At 73.9% G+C, this 14291-nt stretch carries 14 protein-coding genes; 6 read left to right on the top strand and 8 right to left on the bottom strand.

Annotated features, from left to right (window positions below):
* Positions 1-111: 111 nt before the first annotated feature.
* Positions 112-1227: an RNA polymerase sigma factor gene (locus AC6I72_RS12405; RefSeq protein WP_498000840.1), complete on the bottom strand. Its 1116-nt coding sequence runs from the start codon at positions 1225-1227 to the stop codon at positions 112-114.
* Between the two features lie 96 nt (positions 1228-1323).
* On the opposite strand from AC6I72_RS12405, the gene AC6I72_RS12400 reads away from it, so the two are divergent.
* Complete coding sequence (locus tag AC6I72_RS12400; protein WP_498000839.1) at positions 1324-3393, top strand: cell division protein PerM; 2070 nt, start codon at positions 1324-1326, stop codon at positions 3391-3393.
* Between the two features lie 150 nt (positions 3394-3543).
* Here AC6I72_RS12400 and AC6I72_RS12395 read toward each other — a convergent pair whose 3' ends face one another.
* Complete coding sequence (locus tag AC6I72_RS12395; RefSeq protein ID WP_498000838.1) at positions 3544-4407, bottom strand: hypothetical protein; 864 nt, start codon at positions 4405-4407, stop codon at positions 3544-3546.
* A gap of 411 nt (positions 4408-4818) precedes the next feature.
* On the opposite strand from AC6I72_RS12395, the gene purN reads away from it, so the two are divergent.
* From purN to AC6I72_RS12380, 3 genes are all read left to right on the top strand, one after another.
* Positions 4819-5448 (top strand): phosphoribosylglycinamide formyltransferase, encoded by a 630-nt coding sequence (gene purN / locus AC6I72_RS12390; protein WP_498000837.1) that lies wholly within the window; start codon positions 4819-4821, stop codon positions 5446-5448.
* Complete coding sequence (purH, locus tag AC6I72_RS12385; RefSeq protein ID WP_498000836.1) at positions 5445-7010, top strand: bifunctional phosphoribosylaminoimidazolecarboxamide formyltransferase/IMP cyclohydrolase; 1566 nt, start codon at positions 5445-5447, stop codon at positions 7008-7010. The genes purN and purH overlap by 4 nt, the downstream gene beginning before the upstream one ends.
* Before the next feature lie 134 nt (positions 7011-7144).
* Positions 7145-8614: a glycosyltransferase family 39 protein gene (locus AC6I72_RS12380; protein ID WP_498000835.1), complete on the top strand. Its 1470-nt coding sequence runs from the start codon at positions 7145-7147 to the stop codon at positions 8612-8614.
* On the opposite strand, the gene AC6I72_RS12375 is transcribed toward AC6I72_RS12380, so the two are convergent.
* Positions 8607-8978 carry an ATP-binding protein gene (locus AC6I72_RS12375; RefSeq protein ID WP_498000834.1) on the bottom strand — a complete coding sequence of 124 codons (372 nt, stop codon included), beginning with the start codon at positions 8976-8978 and terminating at the stop codon, positions 8607-8609. The genes AC6I72_RS12380 and AC6I72_RS12375 overlap by 8 nt on opposite strands.
* Entirely contained in the window at positions 8975-9184 is a 210-nt protein-coding gene (locus tag AC6I72_RS12370) for a hypothetical protein (RefSeq protein ID WP_498000833.1), read from the bottom strand. The genes AC6I72_RS12375 and AC6I72_RS12370 overlap by 4 nt, the downstream gene beginning before the upstream one ends.
* Before the next feature lie 118 nt (positions 9185-9302).
* Between AC6I72_RS12370 and AC6I72_RS12365 the strand changes: the two genes are divergently transcribed.
* Both AC6I72_RS12365 and AC6I72_RS12360 read left to right on the top strand, forming a co-directional pair.
* Positions 9303-10157: a helix-turn-helix domain-containing protein gene (locus tag AC6I72_RS12365; protein WP_037860968.1), complete on the top strand. Its 855-nt coding sequence runs from the start codon at positions 9303-9305 to the stop codon at positions 10155-10157.
* Entirely contained in the window at positions 10135-10338 is a 204-nt protein-coding gene (locus AC6I72_RS12360; RefSeq protein ID WP_498000832.1) for a DUF397 domain-containing protein, read from the top strand. Before AC6I72_RS12365 ends, AC6I72_RS12360 begins: the two co-directional genes overlap by 23 nt.
* 69 nt (positions 10339-10407) lie before the next feature.
* On the opposite strand, the gene AC6I72_RS12355 is transcribed toward AC6I72_RS12360, so the two are convergent.
* From AC6I72_RS12355 to AC6I72_RS12340, 4 genes are all read right to left on the bottom strand, one after another.
* A complete protein-coding gene (locus tag AC6I72_RS12355; protein WP_498000831.1) occupies positions 10408-10890 on the bottom strand; it encodes a hypothetical protein in 483 nt (160 codons plus the stop codon).
* Between the two features lie 85 nt (positions 10891-10975).
* The gene (locus AC6I72_RS12350; protein ID WP_498000830.1) at positions 10976-12586 is read right to left on the bottom strand and encodes a serine/threonine protein kinase; all 1611 of its coding nucleotides are present in this window, start codon (positions 12584-12586) and stop codon (positions 10976-10978) included.
* The gene (locus AC6I72_RS12345) at positions 12583-13371 is read right to left on the bottom strand and encodes an FHA domain-containing protein (protein ID WP_498000829.1); all 789 of its coding nucleotides are present in this window, start codon (positions 13369-13371) and stop codon (positions 12583-12585) included. Before AC6I72_RS12345 ends, AC6I72_RS12350 begins: the two co-directional genes overlap by 4 nt.
* 148 nt (positions 13372-13519) lie before the next feature.
* Complete coding sequence (locus AC6I72_RS12340; protein ID WP_498000828.1) at positions 13520-14086, bottom strand: hypothetical protein; 567 nt, start codon at positions 14084-14086, stop codon at positions 13520-13522.
* Positions 14087-14291: the final 205 nt, after the last annotated feature.

Raw genomic sequence — 14291 nt, 5'->3', positions numbered from 1 at the left:
GTGAGCCCCGACCAGCGAGGCCCTGACCGGCGAGTCCCGGCCGCGAGCCCCGACCAGCGAGGCCCTGACCGGCCAGACCCGGCCGTGAGCCCTGGCCGGACCGTGGCCTGCCTACCAGGTCTCCGGTGCCAGTCGCTCCGGTCCTGACGTCACCTCCTTCTTCAGTTCGGTGCGCAGCTTCTGCTCCTGCTGCGACAGGGGGCCGAGCAGGCCTTGCACCGGCAGGCCCTGGACGGCGTGGCCGGGGGAGACCGGCGCGAAGTAGCGCGTGGGCGCCGTCTGCAGGGTGAGCGCGGTGGCGCCGATGATGGTGACCGTGAACGCGATGGCCGACCGCGTCCAGAAGCGGGTGCTGCGCTCCCCGGCGGTCCGCACCGCGGCGGGCGCCGCGGGCGCCGCCGGACCCGGAACCGACCCAGCGGCCGCCCCCGCCACCCGCACCGCGGCCCCGGCGGAGGTCACCGCGGCCCCCGCCCCCACCGCGCCACCGGCGCCCGCCACGGCTCGGGCACCGGCACCGGTCCCCGGCCCCACCACGACACCGGCTCCCGCGGCCACCGCCGCCCCCGCTCCCATCACCGTGCGCGTCGCGTCGCCGGCCAGGTGCCAGGCCGAGCCGAGCCGGACCAGGCGCCGGTGCAGTTCCGCCGGGTCCGCGAGTTCCGGCAGGCACGCGGCGACGGCCTCGCGGGCGTGCATCAGCCGGTTCGCCGCCGCCGGGGTGCTCGCCTCGGTCTCCGCCGCGGTCTCCGGCAGATCGAGGCCGACACCGTCGTAGAGGACCAGGGTGCGGCGGTACGAGTGCGGGAGCCGCAGCAGGGAGTGCTGGAGCGCGCGGTCGGCCGGGTCCGGGGGCGGGTCGGGGACGCGGTTGCGCGGCAGGCAGCGGTGCCAGGGGGAGAGCGCGCAGTCGTACGTCGTGGCCCGGACCCAGCCGGCCGGGTCACGGTCGTGGGCCACCTCCGGCCAGCGCTGCCAGGCCAGTTGGAAGGCCCGCTCCACCGCTTCGCGGGCCCGGTCGCGGCGGCCGGTGAGCAGGTAGGCCTGGCGCACGAGGGCCGGTGCGCAGAAGGCGTAGAGGGCGTCGAAGGCCTGAGCGGGTGTCAGGGGCTCCGCCGTGCTCGCGCCGGCCTTCCGTTCGACCTGAGTGCGCGTCAGTGTGGCGCTCGGGCGGGGGTGTCGGTCCGCCGAGCGTGGCGGCAGTGGGTTCGCATGACTGATCGTCACCGTGCGTCCCTCCGTGTGAATAGGCACATAAACGTATATTGAGCGACACTTCGGAGGTTCGCCTGTTGCGCCGGGAAAGCGTGTGACGTTGGGAGCATGGCGGGCGTGATCCAGACGACCCCTCGACGTCCGCCGTTGCCCCGCCTGCGCACCCGGGTACGGGACCGTTCACCCGGACTCGGCGCCGGTTTCCTGGGCGGTGTGGTCGCGGCGGGCCTCGGCCTCGGCTCGTTCGCCGTGCTCGACATCGTGCTGTGGATCAGTTCGCCGTACCCCGACAGCGGGCCGAGCGGTGCGCTGCACGTCGCCGCGGCGCTGTGGCTGCTGGCGCACGGCGCCGAACTGGTCCGCACCGACACCCTCACCTCGGTGCCCGCGCCGATCGGCCTGACCCCGCTGCTGCTGTCCGTGGCGCCCGTCCTGCTGGTGCACCGGGCCGCCCGGGACGCGACCGACGGCGGTGACGGCGGGCCGCTCGTCCCCCCGCGCACCGCCTGGGCCGGTGTCCTCCTCGGGTACCTCGCCGTCGCCGTCGGCGCCGCGGTCTACGCGGCGGGCGGGGCGTTGCACCCGGCGTGGTTCTCGACGGTGGTGTGGGTGCCGTTCGTCGCCGCGGTGGCGGCGGCCAGCGGCGTCTGGGCGGCGTACGGCTGCCCGCGCGCCCCGCTGGACCGGGCGCTCGGCTCGCTCTCGCCCGGCGTACGGCGTCTGCTGCTCGGGCCGGGGCCACGGGCGCGGCTCGGTGCCTCGGCCCGTGCGGCCGGGGCGGGCGCGGTGGTGTTCGTCGGGGGCGGGGCGCTGGTGCTCGGGGTGTCGCTGGTCGGGCACGGCCAGGCGGCCCAGGGCGCGTTCCTGAAGCTGACGGAGGGCTGGTCGGGACGGTTCGCCGTGCTGGTGCTGTGTCTGGCGCTGCTGCCGAACGCGGTGCTGTGGGCGGCGGCGTACACCCTCGGCTGCGGCTTCGTGCTCGGCGCCGGGCACACGGTCGACCCGTTCGTCTCCGCGCCGGCCCCGCTGCTGCCGCCGTTCCCGCTGCTCGCGGCGGTGCCGGACGCGGGGCCGGGCAGCCCGCTGCACCTGGTGACGGCGGCGGTGCCGGTGGCTGCCGGGCTGGCCATCGGCTGGTTCGTCGCGGGCGCGGCGGCGCGGGAAGCCCGGGACCGGCGGGCCCCGGGGGACGACGGAGGTCCCCGGAACTCCGGGGGCTCGCGGGACCCGCGGGACGGGGTGCGGGCGTGGTCCTTGCGGCGGACGGCGGGCGGGGCGGCCCTGGCGTGCCTGCTGTGCGCGATCGGGCTCGGGGTCCTCGCCGAACTGGCGGGCGGCCCGCTGGGGAACGCCGTCCTCGACGACTTCGGACCCGTGGGCTGGCAGGTCATGGGCGCCACCCTGCTGTGGACCTCGGCGGCGGCCGTGCCGACGGCGCTGGCCGTACAGGTCTGGCGCTGCCTGGGCGGCCGGATCCGCGGGGCCGGGGAGGCCGGGCAGCGGCTGATCGGGCGGCCCCGCCCCGGCGGGCGCGGGACGGACGGCGTGAGCGGGGGGAGCGGCAAGGGCGGTGCCCGGCCGGTGCGGGTCCCGGACACCGGCGGCCGGCTGTCCGCGCGGTACGACGCCGCCCTCGAACCGTACGACGTCCTGCCCCTCGACCCGCCCTCCCTCGACCCGCCCTCCTGGCAGACGGCCCCCGCGAAGCCGCAGGAATCCGCGAAGCCGCAGGAATCCGCGGAGCCGCAGGGGTCCGCGAGGCCGCAGGAATCCGCGAGGCCGGAGTGGCCCCTGGAGCCGCAGGGGTCCGCGAGGCCGGACGGGGACGGGAAGCCGGTAGGGACGACCGCCGAGCCGCAAAGGCGCGTGAAGGCCGGGCTCGCGACGGGACCGGGACCCTCCGGCACCAGGGACAGCGGGAACAGCCGGAACACCGGGAACAGCCGGAACACCGGCACGGCGGCCGGCGGCGACGGCGTGTCCGACGGTCACCGGCAGCGGACCGCGGACGTCCGCCGGGACACCGCGGACAGCCCTCGGAACGCGGACAGCCCTCGGAACAAGGCGGTCGGCCTCCTGGACGGCGCGGACGCCCCCGTGCAGACGGACGCGGCGCCCGCCGCCCTCCCCCCGCAGGACGTCAAGCCCCCCGCCCCCACCGACGAGCCGGCGGGCTGATCCCGGTGACCCGGGTCACCCGGACGTCCCACTGACCTGCGCCCCGAGGGACCCGAGTGGCCCGCTGACGTGGAACCCGAGGGACCTCGGTGGCCCGCCGACGCGGGACCCGGCTGGCCCGGGGCACGCAGCGTCCGCAGGCCGCCCGTCTCAGCCGTCCGTGCCCAGCATGCCCCGCAGTTCGCTCGGCAGGTGGCGGTCGCAGGACTGCTGGGCCTGATGGGTGAGCGCGTCGTTCACACAGGAGTAGTAGTCGCGGTAGACGAACTGCGCGGCGAAGCCCGCGGCGACCAGGGCGAGCGCCAGGGACGCGGTGACCAGGCCGCTGATGGCCGCCGTCAGCTGGGGCCGGTTGCTCTCGGGCGCCGGGGCCGGCGCCGCGTTGTCCGGGCCGGGCCTGCGCGGCTTGGTGCGCAGGGCGCTGATGCCCCAGTACAGGGCGAGCGCGCCGAGCAGCAGGGCGACGGGCGCCCAGCCGAACAGGACGAAGAAGAAGGCCCACATGCCGGACAGCAGGGAGAACCGGGCGCGGCGCTGCGCGGGATCGGTGGGGTCCCAGCGCATGCCGGGGCCGGGCCTGCCCTGGCCGCCGCCCGGCTGTCCGGGCCCGCCGCCGGGCCGCTCGGGCCGCTCGCCGAAACCACCGGGGGAGCGGCCGGGCTGGCGGTCGCTCCACTGGCTGCCCCAGGGGGAACGGCCGTCACCGGAACCCTGGCCCTGGCCTTGTCCCTGGCCTTGACCGGAGGATCCGGAGTCCTGCCCGGAAGGCCCCTGCCCGGACGAGCCCTGCCCGGAGGGATGGCGGGGCTGCCAGGGCCGGTCGGGCGTGCCCTCGGCGGGCGGGGCGAACGGGTTGTCGTCGGGAGCGGAGCCGCCTCGTCCGCCGCCGTCGTCACCGCCCGCGGGCGCGTGGGGCGGTGAGGCGGGGCGCTCCCGCAGCAGCACGGCGCCGCGCTCCCCTCCCTGCACCGACAGCGGAGGGAGCGTGAGGAGTCGCGGGCTGCGGTCGGGCATCAAGTGAGCGTCTTCCCCTTGGTGAGTCACGACTGGTCGACTGGTCGGGCGGGTCCGCCGGGGCCGCCGTCCGGTCCGCGAGACGGTTCGCAAGCGGTGCGAAGAACGAACCGGCGGACGAAACCGGCAGGCGAACCGACAAGCAGCCCGGGGACGATCCGACAGGTCCCTCACCCCTTGAACGCCCGGAGCGCGGAGTGCGTTCCCCCGCTCTCCCCGGGTGTCCCCGGCGCGGTCCCGTACCAGGTCTGTGCAGACGCTACCTTCCGGCCACGCCCCCGTCCCATGGGGGCCGCCGGGAGTGCCGGTATCGTTGCTGGCGGTCGGCCGTTTCGTAGGCTTCCCCGTATCCGGGGGCGCGAAGCATTCGTACGACCGTACAAAACAGCTTCCCCGAGAAAGGGCCCCACCGTGGCCGCCAAGCCCGTGGCCAAGCGCCTCGTCGTGCTGGTCTCCGGATCCGGCACCAATCTGCAGGCGCTCCTCGACGCGATCGCCGAGGCCGGAGCCGAGGCGTACGGCGCCGAGATCGTCGCCGTGGGCGCCGACCGCGACGGCATCGAGGGGCTGGCGCGCGCCGAACGCGCCGGGCTGCCGACCTTCGTGCGGAAGGTCAAGGACCACGCCACCCGCGAGGAGTGGGACGCGGCGCTCGCCGAGGCCGTCGCCGCCCACGAGCCCGACCTCGTCGTGTCCGCCGGGTTCATGAAGATCGTGGGGAAGGAGTTCCTCGCGCGGTTCGGCGGGCGTTTCGTGAACACGCACCCCGCCCTGCTGCCCAGTTTCCCCGGGGCCCACGGCGTACGGGACGCGCTCGCGTACGGCGCGAAGGTCACCGGCTGCACCGTCCACTTCGTCGACGACGGCGTCGACACCGGACCGATCATCGCCCAGGGCGTGGTCGAGATCCGGGACGAGGACGACGAGAGCGCGCTGCACGAGCGCATCAAGGAAGTCGAGCGAAGGCTGCTCGTCGAGGTCGTGAGCCGGCTCGCCCGCCACGGCTATCGCATCGAGGGACGAAAGGTAGTTATCCAGTGACCGCCGAGAGCAACAAGCGGCCCATCCGGCGCGCGCTCGTCAGCGTCTACGACAAGACCGGTCTGGAGCAGCTCGCGCGCGGGCTGCACGAGGCGGGCGTCGAACTCGTCTCCACCGGCTCCACCGCCGCGAAGATCGCCGCGGCCGGCGTGCCCGTCACCAAGGTCGAGGAGCTGACCGGCTTCCCCGAGTGCCTGGACGGCCGGGTCAAGACGCTGCACCCGAAGGTGCACGCGGGCATCCTCGCCGACCTGCGGCTGGAGGACCACCGGCGGCAGCTGGCCGAGCTGGGCGTGGAGCCCTTCGACCTGGTCGTCGTGAACCTCTACCCGTTCCGCGAGACGGTCGCCTCCGGTGCCTCGCCCGACGAGTGCGTGGAGCAGATCGACATCGGCGGCCCCTCCATGGTCCGCGCCGCCGCCAAGAACCACCCCTCGGTCGCGGTCGTCACCAGCCCCGAGCGCTACGCCGACGTCCTCGCCGCGGTGCAGGACGGCGGCTTCGACCTGGCCACCCGCAAGCGGCTCGCCGCCGAGGCCTTCCAGCACACCGCGTCGTACGACATCGCGGTGGCGGGCTGGTTCGCCTCCTCCTACGCGCCCGTCGACGACTCGGCCTTCCCCGACTTCCTCGGCGCCACCCTGGAGCGCAAGAGCACGCTGCGCTACGGCGAGAACCCGCACCAGCCCGCCGCGCTCTACGTCGACGGCACCGGCACCGGCCTCGCCGAGGCGGAGCAGCTGCACGGCAAGGAGATGTCGTACAACAACTACACGGACACGGACGCCGCCCGCCGTGCCGCGTACGACCACGACGAGCCGTGCGTGGCGATCATCAAGCACGCCAACCCGTGCGGCATCGCGGTCGGCGCCGACGTCGCCGAGGCGCACCGCAAGGCGCACGCCTGCGACCCGGTCTCCGCCTACGGCGGCGTCATCGCCGTGAACCGGCCGGTCAGCAAGGAGATGGCCGAGCAGGTCGCGGACATCTTCACCGAGGTCATCGTCGCCCCCGACTACGAGGACGGCGCGCTGGAGGCCCTCGCCAAGAAGAAGAACATCCGGGTCCTGAAGGCGCCGGGCGCGCCCTCCCACCCCGCCGAGGTCAAGCCGGTCGACGGCGGCGCGCTGCTCCAGGTGACCGACCGCCTCCAGGCCGACGGCGACGACCCCGCCCACTGGACCCTGGCCAGCGGCGAGGCCCTGTCCGCCGACGAGCTGGCCCAGCTCGCCTTCGCCTGGAAGGCCTGCCGGGCCGTCAAGTCCAACGCCATCCTGCTCGCCAAGGACGGCGCCTCGGTCGGCGTCGGCATGGGCCAGGTCAACCGCGTCGACTCCTGCAAGCTGGCGGTCGAGCGGGCCGGCGAGGAGCGGGCGCGCGGCTCCTACGCCGCCTCGGACGCGTTCTTCCCCTTCCCGGACGGCCCCGAGATCCTGATCGCGGCGGGCGTGAAGGCGATCGTGCAGCCGGGCGGTTCGATCCGCGACGAGCAGGTCGTGGAGGCTGCCAAGAAGGCGGGCGTGACCATGTACTTCACGGGCACGCGCCACTTCTTCCACTGAGCACCTCCCCCTTGAGGTGCCCCTGAGCACCACCTTTGGCCGGTTCTTTACGGTCGGTGGTCATCCGGGCCGGTGCCGCACGTACCCTGTGCGGCCCACCCGGATGATCACCGCTGCGAGGACCGGCCGTTTCCATGACCTCTCACCCGGCCCGTCCCCGGCCCCGCCTGCGCCTGCCCGTCTGGCCCGTCCCGGTGCTGTGGACCGTCCTGCTCGGCCTGTGGGGGTTGTCCCGCGGGCACAGCGTGTGGCGGGACGAGGCCGCGACCTGGCTCGTGGCGCAGCGGTCGACCGGCGAGATCTGGCACACCCTCCAGCACGTGGACGCCGTGCACGGGCTCTACTACCTGTGGATGCATGCCCTCTTCGTCTGTTTCGGGCCCGGCATCACGACTCTCAGACTGCCGTCCGTGCTGGCCATGGCCGCCGCCGCGGCCTGCGTGACGGTCGTCGGGTGCCGCCTGCGCGGAGTGCGGACGGGACTGGCGGGCGGCCTGGCCCTGGCGCTGCTCCCGGCGATCCAGTTCCAGCTCCAGGACGGCCGTTCCTACGCGCTGGTCGCGGCCGGCGCCGGAATCTCGACGCTGCTGCTGGTGGCATTGCTCCACGGGCGCGGCGGGGCGGGGCGGTGGGCCGCCTACGGGGGCGTGGTCCTGGTGACCGGCCTGCTGCACTGGCTGTCCCTGCTGGTGCTCCCCGCGCACGCCGTGACCCTGCTCTGGACGCGCGCCGGGCGCGGGGCGCGGGCCCGGTGGGCGGCGGCGTCGGCGTGCGCCGTGGCCGGGGTGCTGCCGCTGGTCCTCTACAGCCGGACCCAGGCGGGCCAGGTGGCCTGGATACCCCCGCTGACCTGGCACACGGTGACCGGCCCCGCCGTCCTGCTGGCGGCGGGTGTCCTCGCGGCCCTGGCGGACCGGCCGCGGGCGGGCCGGCTGTCGGTGGCGGCCGTCGGGCTGCCGCTGCTCGCGGTGCCCCAACTCGGCCTGATCGCTCTCTCGTTCATTCAGCCGGTGTTCCTGGACCGGTACATCGCGTTCAGCCAGCTCGGGCTGGCCCTGCTCATCGGCGCCGCCCTCGACGCGGCGGCGCGGGCGGCGGCACCGCGGTTCCCGAGGGCGGTCTCGTGGCTGGTCCCCGTGGCGCTCGCGGCGGCGGTGGCCGCGCTGCTGCCGCAGTCCCTGGCCGTACGGTCGCCCAGCAGCAGGGTGGACGACGTGATGGCGGTCTCCGGCCACGTACGCAGGCTGCACCGGGACGGGGACGCGGTCCTCTTCGTCCCCGCCTTCCGGCGGGACACCGCGCTGGTCTCGCCCGGCGCCTTCACCGGCCTGCGGGACATCGCGCTGGTCCGCGGCCCCGCCGAGTCCGGGACGCTCGGCGGCGAGGAGGCGGATCCGGCCACGATCCATGCCCTGACCGTGGCCGAGCGCCGGGTCCTGCTGGTCACCGACGCGTCCCTGCCGCCCGGCCCGGCGCCCCTGGCCCGGGACGACGCGAAACTGGCCGCCCTGCGCACGCACTTCACGGTCGTCGCCGACGAACGGGTGCGGGGGCGGCGGGTGACGGTCTACGAACGCCGGTCCGCCGGCTCCCGGATCAGCTGACGGGCACCTCGCACCAGACGGTCTTCCCGTACGGCTCCTGCCGCACGCCCCAGCGCAGCGCGACCGAGTCGAGGAGGAGCAGTCCGCGCCCGGACTCCTCCTCCTCGCCCGCGTGCCGCACCACCAGCCACGCGTGCGGCTCCCGGTCCGTGACCTCCACCCGGACCCGGCCGCTGCCCGTGCCGTGCACCCGTACGGACACGGGGGTGCCCTCGCCGACGTGCCGAACCACGTTGGCCAGCAGCTCGCTCACGCACAGCTGCACGTCCGGGCACGGCCGCCCGAGGTACTCGCGCACCGCCCGCCGCACCTCCGGTACGGCCTTGGGCAGCGCGAGCAGATCCAGCGTCAGCGCGGACCTCACCCCGCCGCCCCCTCGCGCAGCGCGGCGGCCAGGGCCCGCGCGGTGTCCAGGTTGCAGTTCCCGAGTGCGATGAGCGGGGCGGTGTACGACCCGGCGAGCGAGGGCGCTTCGAGCCCCAGCGAGGGAAGGGTGATGCCGTGCGCGGCGAGTGCGGCGCGCAGTGCCTCCAGGTGGGCCTCGGCTTCCTGGACGTGGGGTTGAGGCACGGGCGTACGCCTTTCTGTGTGCGATGCGTGACGATGCACTCACACAGTGGCGTGGGGCGGCGTACCGTGAAAGGGGTTCGGGTTGCGCACGGTAACTGGTAAACGGTGGTGATGAGTTGTGCCTGCTCGCAAGGACCCCGACGCCTCGACGAGCGTCCCTTCCTTCTACGGCGCGGAGTTGCGCTTCAAGCGGGAGTCGGCGGGCCTGACGCTGGAGCAACTGGCCGAGGGGAGCTTCCGGGGGATCTCGTTCCTGAGTCAGATCGAGAGAGGGGAGCGGCGGATGCCGGTCGATCTCGCCCGGCATGTGGACGACAGGCTGGGAACGGACGGGTTTTTCCAGCGGCGGTGTGAAGACGTCGCCAAGGCCCGTCAGGTCGGGCACGCGTGGTACTACGCCGACATCCCGGATATGGAGAAACGGGCGCTAACGGTGGAAGAGTGGGCGCCTATCGGCCTGCCGGGTCTTCTTCAGACCGGGGCGTACCTCCGCGGTCGCATCGAATGCATCGACCCGGAGGCGTCTCCGGAGGAGGTCGAGAAGCGCGTCCATGGGCGACTGGCGCGTGGCGAGTTGTGGGAGTGCCCGGACCGTCCCACCTATTGGGGGATCGTCCGAGAGTCGGCCATCCGACAAGCCCCGGTTCCCCCGGCAGTCATGGCTGAGCAGGTGGAACACATCCTCGACATCGTCCGCTCCACGCGGAGCGTTATCCAAGTGGTCCCGGAAACGTCCTTCTGGTGCCCGCTCGACTACGGCATGGTCAAGATCATGACCTTTGCCGACGCCCCGCCGCTGGTATACACAGAGGGCGATCACACGGGGCAGCTCATCGACTACCCGGCTGAGGTGGCGACGTACCGTCGTAAGTACGACCTGCTGAGGGCCGTCGCGCTGTCACCACAGGCATCCCTGGCTTTGATGAAACATGCAGCGAGGACCTACAAACATGAAGCAGAGCAAATGGATTGACCCGCGCACGATAGCTTGGCGCAAGAGCAGCTACAGCAACGGCGACGGCGGTGACTGCGTCGAAGTAGCCGACGTTCCCGCCTTCATCCCCGTCCGCGACTCCAAGAACCCCGGGGGATGCGTCCTCCTCTTCCAGCGGAGCGCCTGGGCACCGTTTCTCGACGCGCTCAAGAACCGGTGAACGCATGACGGCGGCCTCCGGCCCTCCCCCAGGAGGGGCCGGAGGCCACCGCCGTCAGGCGGGCCCGGCTCAGCAGGGGCGCAGGGACCAGATCGGGTCCCACGTGGCCGTACCGGCCTCGTAGGCGGTGGACGTCCAGCGGACGCTGCCGTCCTTGTTGAAGAACCTGGCGACCGTGCCGGGCGTCTGGTTGTTGGTGAAGGGACCGTTGCCGGTCCAGTTGTTGAGGTTCCACGTCTGGCACTTGTAGAAGTCGAACTTCTGGCCGTTGACGATCATGCAGAGGTGGCCGTACGCGCAGTCCAGGTCCTTCAGGGCGGCCCGGCCCTTGGGTGCGGCGGTGACGGTCAGGCCGTCGTAGCGGACCGCGTCGGCGGACACGTGCAGCGCCTTCGGGTGGCCGGCCAGGACCTGCTCGGCCTGCTGCTGGAGGCTGGTCACCCGGGTGCCGGCCGGGTCCGCGGCGGAGGCCGCGGCCGAGGCGCCGGCGATCAGTGCGGTGGCCGCGACGAGCAGCGCGGCGGGCTTCTTCACGTTCACAGGTTCCCCCATGTGACGAAGGTGGTCGTTCCGCCGGAGCGGAGTGGTTCCACCGTCGCAGGGGCCGCGCGGCGCCGGTACCTCGGAAGTCTCAGGGTCACCTGCGGCCCGGGGGCGTGTACTCCTTGAGGTAGTGGGCGACGCGGGCGCAGTAGTCGCGGTACTTCGGGGGAACTCCGCCCGCGCCGTTCACCTTCCGGAACGACGTCCGGTAGGCGGCGGCGATCAGCACCCGCTTGTCGCCGGGCAGGCCCGGTTTCAGGTTCGGCGCGATGAAGCACAGGTAGCGGCCCATGGCGGGGATGGACACGGCGGCCGGGAACGGGGGCCGGGGGATCGTGGCCGCCGGCTGCCCGTCGGACCGGATCCACCAGCGCAGCACGCGCGGGGTCCAGCGGGCGATGCCGTACTCGTCCTTGGCGGGGTCGGACAGGTTGGGATCGAAGTCGCTCTCCGCCTTCAGCATGGCCGCGATCAGGGCGGGGGTGACGTCCGGGTTAGGGCAGGCGTGGGCGGCGTCGACGATCAGCGGCCGGTAGGAGGGCGGAACGCCCTGGTCGGTACGGAGTTCGGGGGCGCCGTAGGTGGCGGGGGCGACGGCTCCCGGCAGGGCCGCGGTGTCCCCCGGGCGGATCGTGGTGCTCGCGGCGGGCGGCGGGTCGTGCGCCAGGGCGCCGATGCCGTAGCCGAGCGCGGCGACGGCCGCCCCGGCGAGCACGCCGCCGGTGAGCAGCCGGCCGCGGCGGCCCCGCGCGGCGCCCCGCGGGCGCAGCCGCCGGACGACGGGCGGACGCGCGGTGCCCGCCGCGGCCCCCACGCGTCGCAGCAGGGCCTCGGTGCCGATCCGGCCTGCGTGCGTGCGGGTCAGGCACTCCTGGAGGATCTCCCGCCAGACGCACGGGAGTCCGGGGGACAGGGTGAGCTGGGCCGTGCCGCGGGCGTAGGCGACGGCGGCGTCCCGGCGGGCCGTCGGGGTGCCGCCGGGCAGCGGGAAGGCGCCGGTGAGGGTCAGGTGGGCGAGGACGCCGAAGGCCCAGATGTCGGCCGACGGGCGGATCTGGCGCCCGCGCTCGCCGACCTCGGACCACAGCAGCTCGGGCGGGGTGTAGTCGGGGGTGGAGAAGGCGGGGGAGTAGGCGTGGGTGCCTTCGAGTTCGGCGGCCATGTTGAAGTCGGCCAGGCGTGCCGAACCGTCGTGCATCAGCAGCACGTTGGCCGGTTTCAGGTCACCGTGCACCCAGCCGGCCCGGTGCAGCTGGGCCAGGCCCTCGCAGATCTGGGCGAGCAGCGCGTCCCCCGCGGCGGGCCGGGACCCGGCGGCGAGCAGCGCGGCCAGCGAGCCCTCCGCCTTCTCCAGGACGAGGACGGTGGCACCGTCGAGGCCGGGGTGGTCCGGGTCGTCGACGGTGAGGGTCTCGTACATCCGGATCAGCCGGGGCCGGCGCAGCCGGCGGTGCAACGTCACCTCCCGTTCCACGAGTTCACGCAGATGGGCGAGGCGGCGCGGGGTGCCCGTGCCGGTGGGCAGGAACTTCAGCGCGGCCGTGCGCGGCAGGTCGGGCGGGGTGCCGCCCCCCGCGCCGCCGCCCGCTGCGGTGCGCCGGGCCTCGTACACGCTGCCGAAGGCACCCGTGGCGATGGGCCGCCGCACCTCCCAGACGCCGACCCGGTAACCGCGGGGCACCGGCACGGCGTACGGCTCGCTCACCGCTGGTCCGGGCCGGGGAGGGCCGGCCGCCCGGCCGGCACCGTCCGGCGCCGCGGCGGCGGCGCGGCCAGCACCACCAGGTCGTCCTCGCGCACCAGGTCGAAGCGGAGCGCGAGCGAGACCAGCGACTCCTTCTTGCCGTTGAGCCGCGGACCGGTCTCGGCGGTGTCCGGACCGGGTTTGAGGCGCAGCTTCACGGCCAGGTAGTCGATGTTCCACTGCACCGACGTACGGGACGCGGCGGGCCAGGCGGGCCGCAGCCGCTCCACGACCTGGTCGACGGTGGGCAGCGGTGCGTGCGGGTCGCCCCGCAGCCGGGGCTCGCACAGGGCGGCGAGCACCGCGAAGTAGCGCTTGGCCCGGTCCACGGAGAAGGCGGGCGCGGTGGGTTCGCCGTCCGGCCCGTCCGGTCCGGCGAGGTAGTCGTGCCGGGGCGCCCACACCTCGATCGGCAGCAGGTCACCGGCGGCGGGCAGCACGATCCGGGAGAACTCGAAGGGGACGGGGGCGTCCAGCCGTCCCGGCCCGACCTTGATGTGCTCGCCCGCGCCCTCCGGGTTCTCCACGACGTAGGTCTGGTGCGCGGAGAGGTTGCTGAGTATCCAGAAGGCGCCGTGCGCGGTGATCACACCGGCGCGGCGGGAGACCCCGTCGTGCCCGATCACCAGGTCGTTGCCGGCGGCGGAGCGCCCGAAGGCGAGGCGGTCGCCGGGCGCCAGCCGCAACTGGGTGCCGTTTCGCTCGTCCTCCGTGGTCGGCGGAGGTACCACGATGATGCTGTACAAGGTGCGTCTCCCCGTGCCTGACGGCTACGGACCCCAGAGTAGGGCGACGCACCAGGGCCGTGTCTCCCCTTGCACGGGGTGAGACACGGCCCTGGTGGTGAATGGCGTGAACCGGCCAGTCCTATGGTCGGACGGTCGGTCCGGCCGGTCAGTAACGCGGGCGGTTGAACCAGGCCTTGCCCTTGGAACCGCCGACGAAGCAGGCGATCAGGACCGCGAGGACCAGGTGGACGAGGCCCACGATCGTGAACGGCCACAGGCCGAGCACCGCGGTGACGATGCCGAAGACCAGGAGGGTGATCCGGGCACCGTTGCCGCCGGAGGTGAACTTGGTGGCCAGCACGGCCGCGAACACACCCCACGCGATCGCGAAGACCACCAGCGCCCACAGCCTGCCGGTCGAGTAGTCGGCGAGCTGCTGGAAGGCGGAGTTGTCCTTGAGGCTGTCGTCCTTCTGGGCGGCGTTGATGGTGGCCGCCGCGACGGCGAAGATGCCCGCGCCGATCACCTGGAGGCCGACGATCACCCACAGCATCACGCGGGCCGCGCTCACGTTGCCCGGCATGGTCTGCGGGGCGCCGGCGCCGTAGGGCTGCTGGCCCAGCGGCGGGGCCTGCGGGTAGCCGTAACCGGGCGCCTGGCCCTGCGGGGGCTGGCCGTAACCGGGCTGCTGCTGCGGGGCGCCGTAGGGGTTGTTCGGGTCGCCGTAACTCATGGCGGTGGTTTCCTCCGTGGATCAAGTGCGGGGACGACGCGCGGCACCGTACGGAGGAGATGTCTACAGAAAGCGGTCCGTCCCCCCGATGAGCTGCCCGCGGCACTGTGCTGCTCATCGTTCTTGACCGAATGCTTACTTGTCCAGTCGTATCAGTCATGTGTTGTGCAAGTGCAACATCACGATCATGGGAGCGCACGACGGG

The organism is Streptomyces sp. Xyl84, from assembly GCF_059731885.1.
Note: the sequence above shows the minus strand (reverse complement) of the source record. Positions and strands in the feature narration are given on the sequence as shown.